The organism is Butyrivibrio sp. LC3010 (assembly GCF_000424385.1).
Classification (GTDB): Bacteria; Bacillota; Clostridia; order Lachnospirales; family Lachnospiraceae; genus Butyrivibrio.
In genome coordinates, this window is sequence record NZ_AUJU01000021.1 from 32,499 (window position 1) to 46,071 (window position 13,573).

14 protein-coding genes are annotated in these 13,573 nt (G+C 41.2%); 12 read left to right on the forward strand and 2 right to left on the reverse strand.

From position 1 onward, the window contains the following. Positions 1–41 precede the first annotated feature (41 nt). On the reverse strand, positions 42–2,117 hold the full coding sequence (locus G622_RS0113155; protein WP_026511093.1) for a heavy metal translocating P-type ATPase: 2,076 nt from the start codon (positions 2,115–2,117) through the stop codon (positions 42–44). A 2-nt stretch (positions 2,118–2,119) separates the two neighbouring features. Next, entirely contained in the window at positions 2,120–2,401 is a 282-nt protein-coding gene (locus G622_RS0113160) for a DUF6110 family protein (protein ID WP_196814219.1), read from the reverse strand. A 197-nt stretch (positions 2,402–2,598) separates the two neighbouring features. On the opposite strand from G622_RS0113160, the gene G622_RS0113165 reads away from it, so the two are divergent. The 12 genes from G622_RS0113165 (at position 2,599) to G622_RS22920 (ending at position 13,570) form a co-directional block, all read left to right on the forward strand. Beyond that, positions 2,599–3,588: a helix-turn-helix domain-containing protein gene (locus G622_RS0113165; protein ID WP_049945850.1), complete on the forward strand. Its 990-nt coding sequence runs from the start codon at positions 2,599–2,601 to the stop codon at positions 3,586–3,588. Between the two features lie 110 nt (positions 3,589–3,698). Further along, positions 3,699–5,498 (forward strand): ABC transporter ATP-binding protein, encoded by a 1,800-nt coding sequence (locus G622_RS0113170; RefSeq protein WP_044915520.1) that lies wholly within the window; start codon positions 3,699–3,701, stop codon positions 5,496–5,498. After that, entirely contained in the window at positions 5,476–7,209 is a 1,734-nt protein-coding gene (locus tag G622_RS0113175) for an ABC transporter ATP-binding protein (RefSeq protein WP_026511097.1), read from the forward strand. The genes G622_RS0113170 and G622_RS0113175 overlap by 23 nt, the downstream gene beginning before the upstream one ends. A gap of 190 nt (positions 7,210–7,399) precedes the next feature. After that, complete coding sequence (locus G622_RS0113180; RefSeq protein ID WP_026511098.1) at positions 7,400–7,948, forward strand: GNAT family N-acetyltransferase; 549 nt, start codon at positions 7,400–7,402, stop codon at positions 7,946–7,948. 186 nt (positions 7,949–8,134) lie between these two features. Then, positions 8,135–8,455: a DMT family transporter gene (locus G622_RS0113185; RefSeq protein WP_026511099.1), complete on the forward strand. Its 321-nt coding sequence runs from the start codon at positions 8,135–8,137 to the stop codon at positions 8,453–8,455. A gap of 8 nt (positions 8,456–8,463) precedes the next feature. Continuing rightward, positions 8,464–8,940, forward strand: a complete 477-nt coding sequence (locus G622_RS0113190; RefSeq protein WP_026511100.1) for a pyridoxamine 5'-phosphate oxidase family protein — start codon at positions 8,464–8,466, stop codon at positions 8,938–8,940. Positions 8,941–9,147: 207 nt separating this feature from the next. Beyond that, positions 9,148–9,624, forward strand: coding sequence for a hypothetical protein (locus G622_RS0113195; RefSeq protein ID WP_026511101.1), 477 nt, complete (start codon positions 9,148–9,150; stop codon positions 9,622–9,624). 261 nt (positions 9,625–9,885) lie between these two features. Then, positions 9,886–10,473: an HD domain-containing protein gene (locus tag G622_RS0113200; RefSeq protein WP_026511102.1), complete on the forward strand. Its 588-nt coding sequence runs from the start codon at positions 9,886–9,888 to the stop codon at positions 10,471–10,473. A gap of 201 nt (positions 10,474–10,674) precedes the next feature. Next, complete coding sequence (locus tag G622_RS22910; RefSeq protein WP_044915535.1) at positions 10,675–11,301, forward strand: MBL fold metallo-hydrolase; 627 nt, start codon at positions 10,675–10,677, stop codon at positions 11,299–11,301. 172 nt (positions 11,302–11,473) lie between these two features. Further along, positions 11,474–12,598 carry an AlkZ-related protein gene (locus G622_RS26905; RefSeq protein WP_081675317.1) on the forward strand — a complete coding sequence of 375 codons (1,125 nt, stop codon included), beginning with the start codon at positions 11,474–11,476 and terminating at the stop codon, positions 12,596–12,598. A gap of 94 nt (positions 12,599–12,692) precedes the next feature. Beyond that, positions 12,693–13,034 (forward strand): arsenate reductase family protein, encoded by a 342-nt coding sequence (locus tag G622_RS0113215; protein ID WP_026511103.1) that lies wholly within the window; start codon positions 12,693–12,695, stop codon positions 13,032–13,034. Positions 13,035–13,090: 56 nt separating this feature from the next. Next, a complete protein-coding gene (locus G622_RS22920) occupies positions 13,091–13,570 on the forward strand; it encodes a cupin domain-containing protein (RefSeq protein ID WP_044957678.1) in 480 nt (159 codons plus the stop codon). Positions 13,571–13,573: the final 3 nt, after the last annotated feature.

The window sequence follows — 13,573 nt, forward strand, 5'->3', positions numbered from 1 at the left end:
CTGAAAGAAGCTTCCCTTTGATGATGAGTCTTTTGATGTGATCATTCGTCTAAAAGATTTGTCATACTCATCATGCTTAGTGCAATTGTTGACGCATTGTGAAGGAATGCAGTGGTGGTTGGAGTAAAGGTTCCAAGCATGCCCATGATTATCAGGAAAGAGTTAAATCCGATAATGGAATTGTAATTCATGTTGATCCGTCGCATCAGTTGAGAGCTGAGCTTTCTAAGAGTCAGGAGAGCTCCGAGATCATCTGAAGAAATCGTTATGTCCGCGATTTCCCTTGCGATGGATGCACCTGTACTGACGGCAATTCCGGCATCGGCCTCGGAAAGGGCCGGAGAGTCATTAATACCATCACCTATCATGATTACCTTTCTTCCTGCTTCGTGCTCTCTTCTTATGAAGTCAGCTTTATCTTCAGGAAGGACTTCGGAGAAGTACCTTGTAACGCCTGTTTTTTCTGCAACAGATTTTGCGGTTCTTTCGCTGTCACCGGTCATCATAACGATATCTTCAAAACCAGCCTCTTTCAAGCTCTTTATTACTGAAGGGGCTTCATCTCTCAGAGGATCTTCAATAAGTATTACTGCAGCAAGTTCTTCACCTATAGACATATACAGGTGCGAATATTCAGGTGGAAGAGAGTCGAATTTTTCAGTGAATCCACTTGGAACAGTACATTTTTCGTCCTCAAAGATGTAGTGATGGCTTCCTATACATATTTTTTTACCATCAATTGTACTGGAAATGCCATGTGCAACGATGTAGGTTGCTTTGGTATGCTTCTCTTCATGAGTAAGCCCTTTAACCTCAGCAGCTTTAACTACAGCATTGGCAATGGAGTGGGGGTAGTGCTCCTCTAGGCATGCGGCCAGACGAAGCATCTCATCCTCGTTTTGGTCGCCAAAGGTGACAACCTTGGCAACTTTGGGCGTGGCATAAGTCAGAGTGCCGGTTTTATCGAAGACGATAGTTTTTGCTTCGGCCACAGCCTCCATGAACTTCCCGCCTTTTATGGAAATCTTGTGGTCGCCTGCTTCGCGCATGGCAGATAAGACAGCTATTGGCATGGCGAGCTTCAGTGCGCAGCAGAAGTCAACGTTAAGGATGGAAGTTGCTTTTGTGGCGTTCCTGGTGATGAACCAGGTGAGCAGAGTTGCACCAAAGGTATAAGGAACAAGCCTGTCCGCCAGGTGTGCAGCTTTTGCTTCAGCCTCGGACTTTAGTTTTTCGGATTCCTCTATCATAGACACAATCCTGTCATAACGTCCCTGCCCCTGAGCTTTTTGCACGGCTATGACCAGTTCGCCTTCATCAATAACAGTACCGGCATATACAAGAGAGTCTTCTGTTTTGTGTACGGGCTCAGATTCACCGGTCATGGCAGCCTGGTTTACAGAAGCATCACCACTAAGGACAACTCCGTCAAGAGGTATCATAGAACCGGTTCTGACAACTATCCTGTCATTTTCCTTTATATCCGAGACATTTGAGAGAATTTCCTGACCATCAGAGGAAATCATCCATACCTTGTCAACATTGAGGGACATTGCTCTGGCCAGGTCATCAACCGATTTCTTATGTGTCCAGTCCTCCATCATCTCACCCATTTCAAGAAGGAACATAACATTGCTGGCTGTTGCATGGTCGCCCCTGATAAGAGATACTGCGATGCTGGTTGCATCAAGAACGGGAACTTCGAGCTTTCCGGAAAGCAGGCACTTAAGCCCTTTTATAACGTAGGGAATAGCCTTTAAGTAAATGATCACCCTTCTGAGCTGCAAAGGGATGATAAATCTGCGGACGAGTTTGCTTGCAATATGAAAGAACATCCTGTCCTCATATGCAATGCGAAGTTCCCTTCCGGTATGTTCCGGAACAGTGATTTCCATTTTTTCTTTATATGCGGAAAAAGCCTGTATCAGATCATCCCTGCAGGCGGAGTCATAGGAAACTATGGCATTCGATGTTCGTTCATTTACATCTGCCTTTTTTACAAAAGGAAGTGAAGACAGGTAATATTGAATTTTGTCAGCTTCAAAAGAAGACATATGGCGTACAGCGATGTGTACACGCATACGTCCCCCATTTTCGTGCAATATTTTACAATTCATAGTTATGCCTCGGCGTTAGCAAGAACAGCTTTTGCATCCTCTATTTCTTTTGCTCTTTCTTCAGCATATCTCTTTTCGTTGATCTCTTTGGCATCAGCGCTGATATCCTGACAGTTCTCCTTGATGTTTGTGTAGGTCTCAAGGCAGGTGTCTTTGCATCTGTATACCGCAGCGGTTATATGTGTATAGCATTTTTTTGCATCCTTGCTGGAAAGAGCTTTAACCCCTACTGTACCAAGTGCGAAACCGCAAGCTACTTTTCCTATTGTGCTCCAACTGATCATAAACAATCCTTTCTGTACTTGGAAATGTACACAATTAATTTAATAGGTTTAATTTTAATTATATATCAGGAGGAGGATTGAAGATACAAATAGCTCATGAGAATTTTTATCAAAAAGACATGATTGTTTCTTTATCAGATTGTAAGTTGATGCTAACATTAAAGGGGAGTGATTGATGGCGGGAGGATAATAAAAAGATGATTGTCACAAATGAAAATCATAAGGGAATACAGCAGATAGATTTTGTTATTCGCGGTGAAGATTACAAAAATGATGGAAAAATGAAATGGATGGTGTTGAATGACAATATTTTTGTCGGATATATAGACATATATTCAAGATTTCTTCCAAAAAGCATTTTTACGACATTTTCCACAATAAATGAGGGAAAAACACCAATTAAGATCAACTACTGTTTTCGTGGCCGTTGTGAAGTCAAGCTTGGCTCAGGTGCTACAACCTTTGTAGTGGGGGATGAACTTGCAATAGACTATGGAACTGCCAATAATGACGAAGAGGCTTTTTTCTATCCCTCATCGGAATATGAAGGGATAGAGATAATAATCTTTCCTGCAAAAGAAATGGGGAAAGAACTTACTGAATTGGGTGGCGCAAAAACGATAAAAGGAATCACAAGTAAATTTTCAGACCGGACAATACCGCTTATAACAGTGTCTGACAATCGGATAAAAAGATGCATGGAAGACATCAGGGAGGATATCTTGAACTTCACGGATGAAAAGCTTTTAGAGACAGATGTTATTAAGATCCTGCTCTTACTGAAAGGTGTATCTTTTGATGCTGATAAAAGAAGAACATTCTGTACCGGTTCCCAGGTAGATATAGCCAAAAAGGCATTCGAGATGGTGAATGGGGATCTTTCAAAAAGATATTCTGCTTCAGAACTCGCATCTGTTTTTGGTGTTAGTGAATCCTCACTCAAGAACTATATAAGGGTTGTCTTTGGCAGAGGATATAAGGAACTGGTAAATGAGACCAGGATGAAAAAGGCTGCTGATCTCATTATAAATAGTGAAAAAAGCATGGGTGAGATAGCTGAATCCGTGGGCTATCAGAACCAGTCAAGGTTTTCGGAAGCATTTCTCAAATATCACAAAGTGTTACCGATGGAATACAAAAGAATGCACTACGTTGCTAAAAAGGATAAAAATACTATTTTGTTATAGAAAATGCAGATGTAAATAGCTAGAATCATGTATTGATGTTAGCTAATGCTAACGGTGACTGGAGAATGGAGTTGTTGCTGATTTTATAACGGGCGGAGAGAGAGGAGAAGATGGAAAAGAAGAAAAGCGTTATTACGCAGCTGTTTGAATATGCAGGAAATCATAAGTATTTTACGATCAGTTCCTGGATACTTGCGGCCATAAGCGCTCTTGTGGCACTGGCGCCATTCTATTATATATGGCGCATCATAAAAGAAGTTGTGGAGGTAAGGCCTGATTTTTCCAAAGCGACGCATATAGTATCCTACGGATGGAGTGCTGTGGGAATGAGCCTTCTGGCCATGGCCATATATATTGCAGCACTTATGTGCTCTCATGTGGCAGCCTTCAGGGTTCAGGCAGGCATGAGAACTGCCATGATGGAACATGTCATGAAGCTTCCCATGGGGTACATTGAATTCGAGGGAAGCGGAAAGATAAGAAAGATAGTAGCAGAGTCGAGCGCTGCAACGGAAACCTATCTGGCACACAGCCTTCCGGATAAGGCAGTAAGCTACGCAACGCCGGTTGGCCTTATTGCCATGCTCCTTATTTTTGACTGGAAGATAGGCCTTATATGTCTTATCCCTGCGGCTCTTGCATTTGTCATGATGGGCGGCATGATGGGTGAAAAGATGCAGAATGATATGAAGGAGTATCAGAACGCTCTGGATGAGATGTCTGCAGAAGCTGTTGAATATGTCAGGGGTATTCCCGTTGTTAAAACCTTTGGTCAGTCTGTTTTTTCTTTTAAGAGATTCAAGGAAGCAATTGATAAATATGAAAAGTGGACGATAACCTACACAATCGGCATGAGAATGCCTATGATTGGTTTTACCACTGCGGCGAATGCAGTGTTCGCAGCACTTGTAGCCTGCAGTTTCATTTTTGCCAGAAATGGCGTAGCTGATACATTTCTTTATAATATTCTCTTTTACATCATAATCACGCCGATACTTACTGTTACTCTCATGAAGGTGGCATACGCCGGGGAGAGCCAGATGATTGTGGTTGATGCATTGAATAGAATGTATTCTCTTTTGGATGTTCAGCCCCTTGAGGAGACGTCAAATCCTAAGAAGCCGGCAGACAGCAGTATAGTCATGGATGACATAGTCTTTTCTTATGATGAAAATAAAGGCAATGCTATAGATGGCATAAGTCTGGACATAAAGCCGGGTGAGCATATTGCCTTTGTGGGACCTTCAGGTGGTGGCAAGACAACCCTTGCATCACTTATCGCAAGGTTCTGGGATGTGAAGCAGGGAAGCATCAGGATCGGAGGAGCGGATGTAAGAGATATTTCATCAAAAGAGCTGATGAAGAACGTTTCTTATGTTTTTCAGGATAGCAAACTTTTAAAGATGTCGATCCTTGATAATGTCAGGATGGGCAGAGAAGATGCCAGCGATGCTGAAGTTATACAGGCACTTAAGGATGCAATGTGCTGGGACATTATCGAGAAGTTACCTGAGGGGATAAATACAGTAATTGGAAGTAAAGGTACCTATGTGTCCGGTGGAGAGGCGCAGCGAATCTCCATAGCTAGAGCTTTTCTTAAGGATGCACCCATACTGATCCTCGATGAAGCCACTGCTTTTGCTGATCCGGATAACGAGATGATGGTTCAGAAAGCCTTTGCGAATCTTTCAAAAGACAAGACAGTTATCATGATAGCCCATCGCCTTTCTACAGTCGTTAACGCAGATAAGATCTGTGTCATAAAGGATGGAAAGATAGCTGAAAGTGGAAAACATGAAGAGCTGCTTTTAGCCAAGGGAATCTATAGTCACATGTGGAATGAGTACCAGAAATCTGTGGGCTGGAAGGTTGGTAAGGGGGCCAAAGATGATAGAAAAATTACAGCATAAGTACGCGCTCTCCGAGCAGGGAGCAAAAGATATGATAAAGGCATTTGCCGCGTGCACTCTGGCAAATCTGGCACAGATGATGCCTGTGGGAATACTGTTTATGATGACCGGGGATCTTTTGAATGGAGCACTCCCCAAAAATCATCTCGTGATATTTATTGCAGGATCAATAGTCTGCCTGTTTCTTGTGGCATTTACAGAGTATTTGCAATATAACGCCACTTTCTTTTCAACTTATATTGAGAGCGGCGTCAGAAGAAGGTCTTTGGCAGAAAAACTGAGGAAGATTCCGCTTTCTTTTTTCGGAAAAAAAGATCTTGCGGACCTGACAAATACTATCATGGCAGACTGTGCAATGATTGAGACGGCTTCATCTCATTGGCTTCCTGAACTTGTGGGGGCATTTATTTCTACCACCCTGGTCGTGATAAGCCTGTTTTTCTTTGATGCAAGAATGGCGCTGGCAGCCGTATGGGTCCTTCCTGTTGCTTTTTTCATTGTATTTACATCAAGAAATGTAATTCATAAAGTTAACAGAAGAGGAAGCAGATATAAGGTTGAGTGCCTTGATGGAATACAAGAGGCGCTTGAGACTGTAAGGGATTTAAAAGCATATAATGCGCAGGATGCCTATATGAAAGGCCTTAATAAGAAGATAAAGGCTGTAGAATCCCATAACATATTTGCAGAGTTTATAAATGCAGCCTTTGTCTGCAGTGCCCAGATGATATTAAAGCTGGGGATTGGAACTGTGGCAGTAGTGGGATCGGCACTTCTTTTAAAGAATGAGGTGAGCGTTATCACCTTCTTTATGTATCTTCTTGTAGTGTCCAGAATGTATGAACCGCTTCAGATAGCACTTCAGAATTTTTCTGCGCTTATAGCTACTGATACCCAGTGTGAGAGAATGGATGAGATCCTGTCTCACTATGAGCAAGACGGCGTTGATGTCATGACGAACAATGGGTATGATATTGAATTTAAAAATGTTCGGTTTTCTTATGAGGATGGAGAGAGTGTATTAAGCGATGTTAGCTTTACAGCAAAACAGGGCGAAGTTACGGCACTTATAGGGCCTTCAGGCGGAGGAAAAACTACTGTATCACGACTTGCTGCAAGATTCTGGGACATTGATGAAGGAAAGATCACCGTTGGAGGAATGGACATCTCAAAGATCGATCCTGAAAAACTTCTTTCCATGTATTCCATAGTATTTCAGGATGTAACGCTGTTTAATAATACTGTTCTTGAAAATATCCGAATCGGTAAGAAAGAAGCTACAGATGAAGAGGTAAAAGCGGCTGCCAGACTGGCGCATTGTGATGAGTTTATTGAGAAATTACCTGAAGGATATAACACACTTATCGGAGAGAATGGCTCTGAATTATCAGGTGGAGAACGACAGAGAATATCGATAGCAAGAGCTTTTCTTAAGGATGCCCCTATTATACTTATGGATGAGGCGACAGCATCACTTGATGTAGACAATGAATCTCTCATCCAGGAAGCAATCAGCGACCTGATAAAGGACAAGACGGTTCTTATAATTGCCCATCGTATGCGTACGGTCGATGGCGCAGATAAGATAGTAGTGTTGAAAAATGGAACGGTAGCCGAGTCTGATGCCCCATCAAAACTGCGAGGGAAGGATGGGATTTATAACCATATGTTGTCTGTTCAGATGCAGTCTGAAAACTGGAAAATGGCATAAATTTACCCCCAGGGGCTGATCTACAGGACATGCAATTCAATGATAGTCTCATTGGATTTAATATACATTTTTAGTAATCTTGGAATCTGAGGTAGATGACATTGTACAGAAACAAGCTGATTAACAGAATATACTGTTAATTGGCTTGTTTTTTGTTATAGTAAAAATATGTTATTGTTGGAGGACGATTATGGAGTTTGGGGAAATTTCTATTAAGGATAAACTTGGCAGAACTGTAATACTAAGAAATGCAAGGCCGGAAGATTCAGCGGCTCTTATAGAGTATCTGAAAACGACTAGTGCCGAGACGCCTTATCTGATCAGAGAACCTGAAGAAATCACAATTACAGAGGAACAAGAGAATCAGTTTATTAAGGCTAAGATAGATGCAGAGCGTGAGCTTATGCTAGTTGCCTTTATTGATGGCAAACATATTGGTAATTGCTCCCTTATGAGCATTGCACCATATAAGAGGTACAGCCACAGGTGTGATGTTGCAATTGCTCTATACAAAGAATACTGCGGATACGGTATAGGAAAAGCTATGCTTCAGACTGTACTTGATGTTGCAAAGAGCATAGGCTATGAGCAGGCAGAGCTTGAAGTTATGGCAGAGAATAAGGATGCCATTGCTATGTATGAGAAGTTGGGATTTGTGAAGTTTGGTACATTTCCTGATAACATGAAATATGCTGATGGATCCTATATGGATGCATATTGGATGATGAAGAAACTTTGAGAAGGTCATCTTAATGAAGAAGGGACAGTATTATAGTTTGACAGTACCGGAATTTTTAAGTACTATCAGTACAGTTGAATTTTAAGGACGCCCACTGCTACCGAGTAGTGGGATTAACGTCATTCCGTTACCGTTAGGTCTTAGCAGGTAGTGGAATGGCGTATTTAATTATATGGAGGTCTTCAAATGAAGTGGATTTATCTGTTTATTGCAGGAGCTCTTGAAATAACATGGGCGGTAACAATGAAAATGTCTAACGGATTTACTGTGCTTATCCCATCAATTATTACCGGTGTGGGATATATAGCCAGTGCAGTGTTTTTGTCGATCGCACTTAGGCAGCTTCCTTTGGGAACAGCTTATGCTATGTGGACAGGCATGGGAATCGTGGGGACTACGCTATTTGGGATTTTTCTTTTTCATGAGAAACTGTCAGTTCCACAGGTCATATGTGTTATTTTTATCGTAGTTGGAATTGCTGGATTAAAGCTATTGGTAAAGGAGTGAGGTGCACTATGTTTAGAAAGATGAGAAGATTTAAGCAACAGATTACAGATGAACAGTGTATTGAAGTATTGAAAAATGCAAAACGCGGAGTACTATCCCTGGTTGGTGATGATGGTTACCCATATGGTTTGCCAATTGACCAATGGTACTGTGAAGAGGACGGGAAGATTTATTTTCATGGAGCTAAGGAAGGTCACAAGATTGATGCAATCAAGGCCTGCGACAAAGCCAGCTTCTGTACATGGGATGAAGGCTACCGAAAGGACGGCGAGTGGGCTCTAAATATTAACAGCGTAATTGTATTTGGCAGAATCAAGCTTGTAGAGGATGAGGATACTGCAATAAAAATATGTACTCATCTCACAAAGAAGTTCACAGATGATGAAGAGTATTTACAAAATGAACTGAAAAATGCACTACCGAGAGTACAGTGCCTCGAACTCATTCCTGAACATATGACAGGGAAACTGGTTAATGAATCTTAGGATATGGTAAAAGTCGTGAACCATTTAGGACTTATATTCGCCAACAGAACTATTGCAGAGAAACGTGCAAACCATATTATAAATTCCTTGTATACAATGAGATGTACAGACTTTATGATGATAACGCAAAAATAGTATTGACAGTGATTTGTCAGTTAATTATACTTGCAACTAAAAATTTTCAGAAAGAGAGAAACTATAGATTAAATGAAGAAAGCAATACTTGTGGCATTTATGCTTACAATGACATTAGGAACAGTAGGATGCGGTGCGAAGAATGAAGACACCGATATAATTGGTGGAGCTTATGAGCCAACATCAATTTCTTTGCATTCAAACGAGAGTGAGCCTGTTATATTAGGAACGTGGCAGACAGCATCTATAGGTTATGAGGCTGATGGAGAGATGCAGCCTGAATACTATGTGCAGTTCACTGATTCAGAGATAATCTATGGACACAGGGAAAATGATGAGTTTGTTCCTGAATATGCGGATAGTATTTCAAAATTTGAGGAGCTGGGAGAGGGTGGCTATAAAATACAGGCTGAATCTGAAAGTGGAGTGCAGTATACTTATCAGTCCGCTGAGGGAGATGCAAATATTCTGGAATATTATGCAACATGGAATGAGGAAGAATTCTCAGATATGTACAGTGGCGGTTCATCTCTTAGCAAATGTGAATAGTGGAGAAATATATTGTTAGATGAAGGTAGCAGCTTACCTATATCTGCGCATTCAAGTCTGATATAGCCAAGTTTGCTTACATATATTTTTAACGATGAGCAGTCCTCCAACAAGTACAGCCGGGAAAAAATCGTAAGGAACGTGACCGCAAGTGTAGTTAAAAATATAATGATGTATGTCCGAAACATGAGTTAAAAGAAGAATAGTTATTCTGAACATGCATTTTACAATACCTGTAATCTCGACTAATGAGGATAAGGAATGGATGACAGACTGAGAAGGCAAATGGAGTTTGCTTTGGAGATAGATAAAGAAAAGAATGTATTCAGGCAGACCCATCTGTCAGGAAAAGGCAGAAATGAAAATGATGCGGAGCACGCATGGCATATGGCAATCATGGCATACCTGCTTAAGGAATACTCAAATAAGGATGTTGATATTTCAAGGGTCATGATAATGTGCCTTATTCATGACATAGTTGAGATTGATGCCGGCGATACGTATGCTTACGATAAAGAAGGGCTTGCTACCCAAAAGGAACGCGAGGATGCAGCTAAGGAAAGGATATTCTCGATTTTACCTGATGATCAGAAAAAGGAACTGATAGCTCTTTTTGATGAGTTTGAGGAAAATGAGACTCCTGAATCAAAGTTTGCGCATGCTATGGATAACCTCCAGCCACTTATACTGAATAACAGTAACGGTGGAGGAGACTGGAGAGAGCACGGTGTCACCAGGGAACAGGTATATGGCAGGCAGTCAAAGACAAGAGAAGGTTCAGAAAAGCTCTATGAGTTTACAGATAAGATCATAAGGGAACATATCAGAAAAGGAAATATCAAAGGATAAATGCTGTATGAAATGGTTGGATTTTGGTATGAAGTTCTTTCATACATATTGAATATAGCTGACAAAACTACGCAAAGTAGGAAATGTAACATTTTTCATCTCATATGTAAGATAAAGGTAGATAATCAGTTTGAAGATTCTGATTCTATCACGATATCGAATGAAAACCAAAACGAAGAAGTTGCAGAAGGAGGAAATGAAATGAGTGAGGCGACATTATTGTTTCAGGGACACGCAAGCATGAGGATTATTACGGCAGAGGGAAAGGTTATCTATGTTGATCCGTTTGCCGGAGATGGATATGATGCTCCTGCGGATCTGATACTCATAACACATGGGCACTTTGACCATACGCAGACTGGTTTGATCACATCTAAGAATGCCGATTGTAGAACAATAACATATACTGAGGCACTTAGTGGTGGGCGGCATCAGAGCTTTGACCTGGGGTATGTCAATGTTGAGGCGGTTGAAGCGGGATATAACAAGAATCATGACGCAAGTGAGTGTGTGGGATATATACTCACATTTTCGAATGGTGCAGCATTATATCTGTCGGGAGATACATCAACTACGCCTCAGATGGAAGAACTTGCAGACAGAAAACTTGACTATGCTTTTATCTGTTGTGACGGTGTATATAATATGGACGTGACGGAAGCTATAGAGTGTGCTAAAACTGTCGGAGCCAGGCATACTATTCCATATCATATGATCCCGGCAGATAAGACAAATAACTTTGACCAGAAAGTTGCAGAGAGCTTTGAGGTACCTGGAAGGATAATACTAAAGCCGGGAGAAGAACTTGTGTTAGAAAAAGCAGATTGAAATTATTCTGAATATGACGTGGAACAGATGAGCGGAGAGATTTGGAGAGAGGATAACGAATATGAAATATTGTATTGCTTATGCTTCAACACATCATGGGAATACAAAGAAGGTTGTCAGGGCACATTACTAAGAACGGAGAGAAATAGATGTCAGTTAAAGAGGGGAATGTATGGCTAATGAAAACGGTACCTGGATTATGTATGGCGTGGAGTGGGATGACCCTGAATGCCTGCATACAGTCCGGGATGCAATAAATTACATAAATGAAGTGGGATTTTTGCCGCTCTTTAAGAACGATATTCCGGGATTCTCACTTGAGGAGCGTACTGTTCCGGAGTATTGGTGGTGCGGTGACCCAAAGGTGGATCCATGGGAGTGGCGTGAACTCATTGCCAGGAGCGGAGAAGTGGCATATGGAAAGTTTTTTGAGAAAAAAGCTGGATTCATATCCAAGGAATGGCTGCCTTTTTTTGCCAACTATAGGCGGGATGGCTATGATTTTGATGCGCTTTGGGATGATGAAAAAGCTTCCAGGCGTCAGAAGAAAATCATGGACTGCTTTGAAAAAGAGGACGAGCTGTATTCTAATGAACTGAAGCTGAGAGCTGGCTTTGGTAAAGACGGAGAAAAGGGATTTGATGGAACAGTCACGGATCTTCTTATGAAGACTTACCTTTGCGTTAAGGATTTCAGGCAGCGTAAGAATAAAAAGGGTGAGTTTTATGGCTGGCCAATAGCTATTTATTCCAAACCCGAGGCTTTATGGGGATATGATTATGTGACTTCGAGATACGATGAGTCCCCGCCAGAATCGGGTAAAACGATTGAGAAGCATGTAATGGATATGTATCCGATTGCGACGGCTGCTCAAATAAAAAGACTTCTTGGTGGGGCATTTGGTACAGAGGTAAGAAGTAAAAAGAAAAAGTTCAGACAGCCTAAGGAATGGATAATTCCTGCCAATCCAAAGTACTATGACATCGTGCATGCTTTCGATGATGAGACAATTATTAACTGGAAGCAGGGAGCGGGAATAATTGAAGGTGATACTGTTTTTATGTATGTTGGAGCACCGGTATCATCGGTTCTTTACAAGTGCAAAGTTATTGAAACAGATATACCATATGAATATTCTGACAGGAATCTTACTATCAAAGCGCTGATGAAAATCCAGTTGCAAAAGAAATATAATCCGGAAGAGTTTACTTTTGAAGTTCTTAAGAATGAATATGGAATTGCTGCCATCAGGGGACCTAGGGGGATTACCAATAGCCTGAGTGAAGCACTTAATTAAGTAAGAGAGTAATAGATTGGGAGTCGAGAATTCTGATTATTGTGTTTTAGTATTACGAAGAAGACAAGAAAAAAGTTTTAGTGGGGAATAATTGATGAACATACAAATATTTGGAAGCAAAAAGTGTAATGATACAAAGAAAGCGGAGCGTTTTTTCAAGGAGCGTGGCATAAAATATCAGTTCATTGATATGAAGGAAAAAGGCATGAGCAAGGGTGAGATGACATCTGTTGCAAGTGCTAATGGAGGCATCATGAATATGATAAATCCTGATGCAAAGGATAGAGATGCGGTTGCACTTATCCAATACATTGCTGATGAAGATAAATTGGAAAAGCTTTTGGAGAATCAGCAGATAATAAAGACACCGGTTGTTAGGAACGGCAAACAGTCCACACTGGGATATCAGCCTGATGTGTGGAAGAAATGGGAATAAGGATTGGCTGATAATAACTGTACATTTTGGTTGTCGAAGAAAAGAGATTTTAATCAATGGATTTTGGTAGAATTGAAAAGCTGAAAACAACATATTGTCTGGAAGCGCATCCTGAAGGGGGCTGGTTTTCTGAGTGTTATACATCCAAGGACGAAAAGGATTCACGGTCACTTGCCGGAAGTATTTACTTTTTGCTCGCTGGAGATGAAATTTCTCATTTTCATCAGATAGACTGTGATGAGATTTGGTACCACCATGAGGGATGTGCAGTTAAGATCACGGTTATAACTGGTGGACATATTGGTGAATATTTGCTTGGCCAGGATATTGAGAACGGCGAAAGGGCTATGGTTGTTATCCCGAAAGGAGCCATTTTTGCTGCAGAAAATCTCGATAAGAATAGTTACTGCTTCATGTCATGCGCTACAACGCCTAAGTTTAGATACGAAGGTTTCAGGCTTGTTGGAGAAACGGAAATGAAGGAAATATGCGGAAAGGATGCAGATAAGATTTTGTATCTGGCATATAGAGGATAAGAA

Bases quoted from the DNA above. Each gene is read 5' to 3' on its own strand.
- G622_RS0113155 (WP_026511093.1), bottom strand. From the start codon at position 2,117: ATGAATTGTAAAATATTGCACGAAAATGGGGGACGTATGCGTGTACAC.
- G622_RS0113160 (WP_196814219.1), bottom strand. From the start codon at position 2,401: ATGATCAGTTGGAGCACAATAGGAAAAGTAGCTTGCGGTTTCGCACTT.
- G622_RS0113165 (WP_049945850.1), top strand. From the start codon at position 2,599: ATGATTGTCACAAATGAAAATCATAAGGGAATACAGCAGATAGATTTT.
- G622_RS0113170 (WP_044915520.1), top strand. From the start codon at position 3,699: ATGGAAAAGAAGAAAAGCGTTATTACGCAGCTGTTTGAATATGCAGGA.
- G622_RS0113175 (WP_026511097.1), top strand. From the start codon at position 5,476: ATGATAGAAAAATTACAGCATAAGTACGCGCTCTCCGAGCAGGGAGCA.
- G622_RS0113180 (WP_026511098.1), top strand. From the start codon at position 7,400: ATGGAGTTTGGGGAAATTTCTATTAAGGATAAACTTGGCAGAACTGTA.
- G622_RS0113185 (WP_026511099.1), top strand. From the start codon at position 8,135: ATGAAGTGGATTTATCTGTTTATTGCAGGAGCTCTTGAAATAACATGG.
- G622_RS0113190 (WP_026511100.1), top strand. From the start codon at position 8,464: ATGTTTAGAAAGATGAGAAGATTTAAGCAACAGATTACAGATGAACAG.
- G622_RS0113195 (WP_026511101.1), top strand. From the start codon at position 9,148: ATGAAGAAAGCAATACTTGTGGCATTTATGCTTACAATGACATTAGGA.
- G622_RS0113200 (WP_026511102.1), top strand. From the start codon at position 9,886: ATGGATGACAGACTGAGAAGGCAAATGGAGTTTGCTTTGGAGATAGAT.
- G622_RS22910 (WP_044915535.1), top strand. From the start codon at position 10,675: ATGAGTGAGGCGACATTATTGTTTCAGGGACACGCAAGCATGAGGATT.
- G622_RS26905 (WP_081675317.1), top strand. From the start codon at position 11,474: ATGGCTAATGAAAACGGTACCTGGATTATGTATGGCGTGGAGTGGGAT.
- G622_RS0113215 (WP_026511103.1), top strand. From the start codon at position 12,693: ATGAACATACAAATATTTGGAAGCAAAAAGTGTAATGATACAAAGAAA.
- G622_RS22920 (WP_044957678.1), top strand. From the start codon at position 13,091: ATGGATTTTGGTAGAATTGAAAAGCTGAAAACAACATATTGTCTGGAA.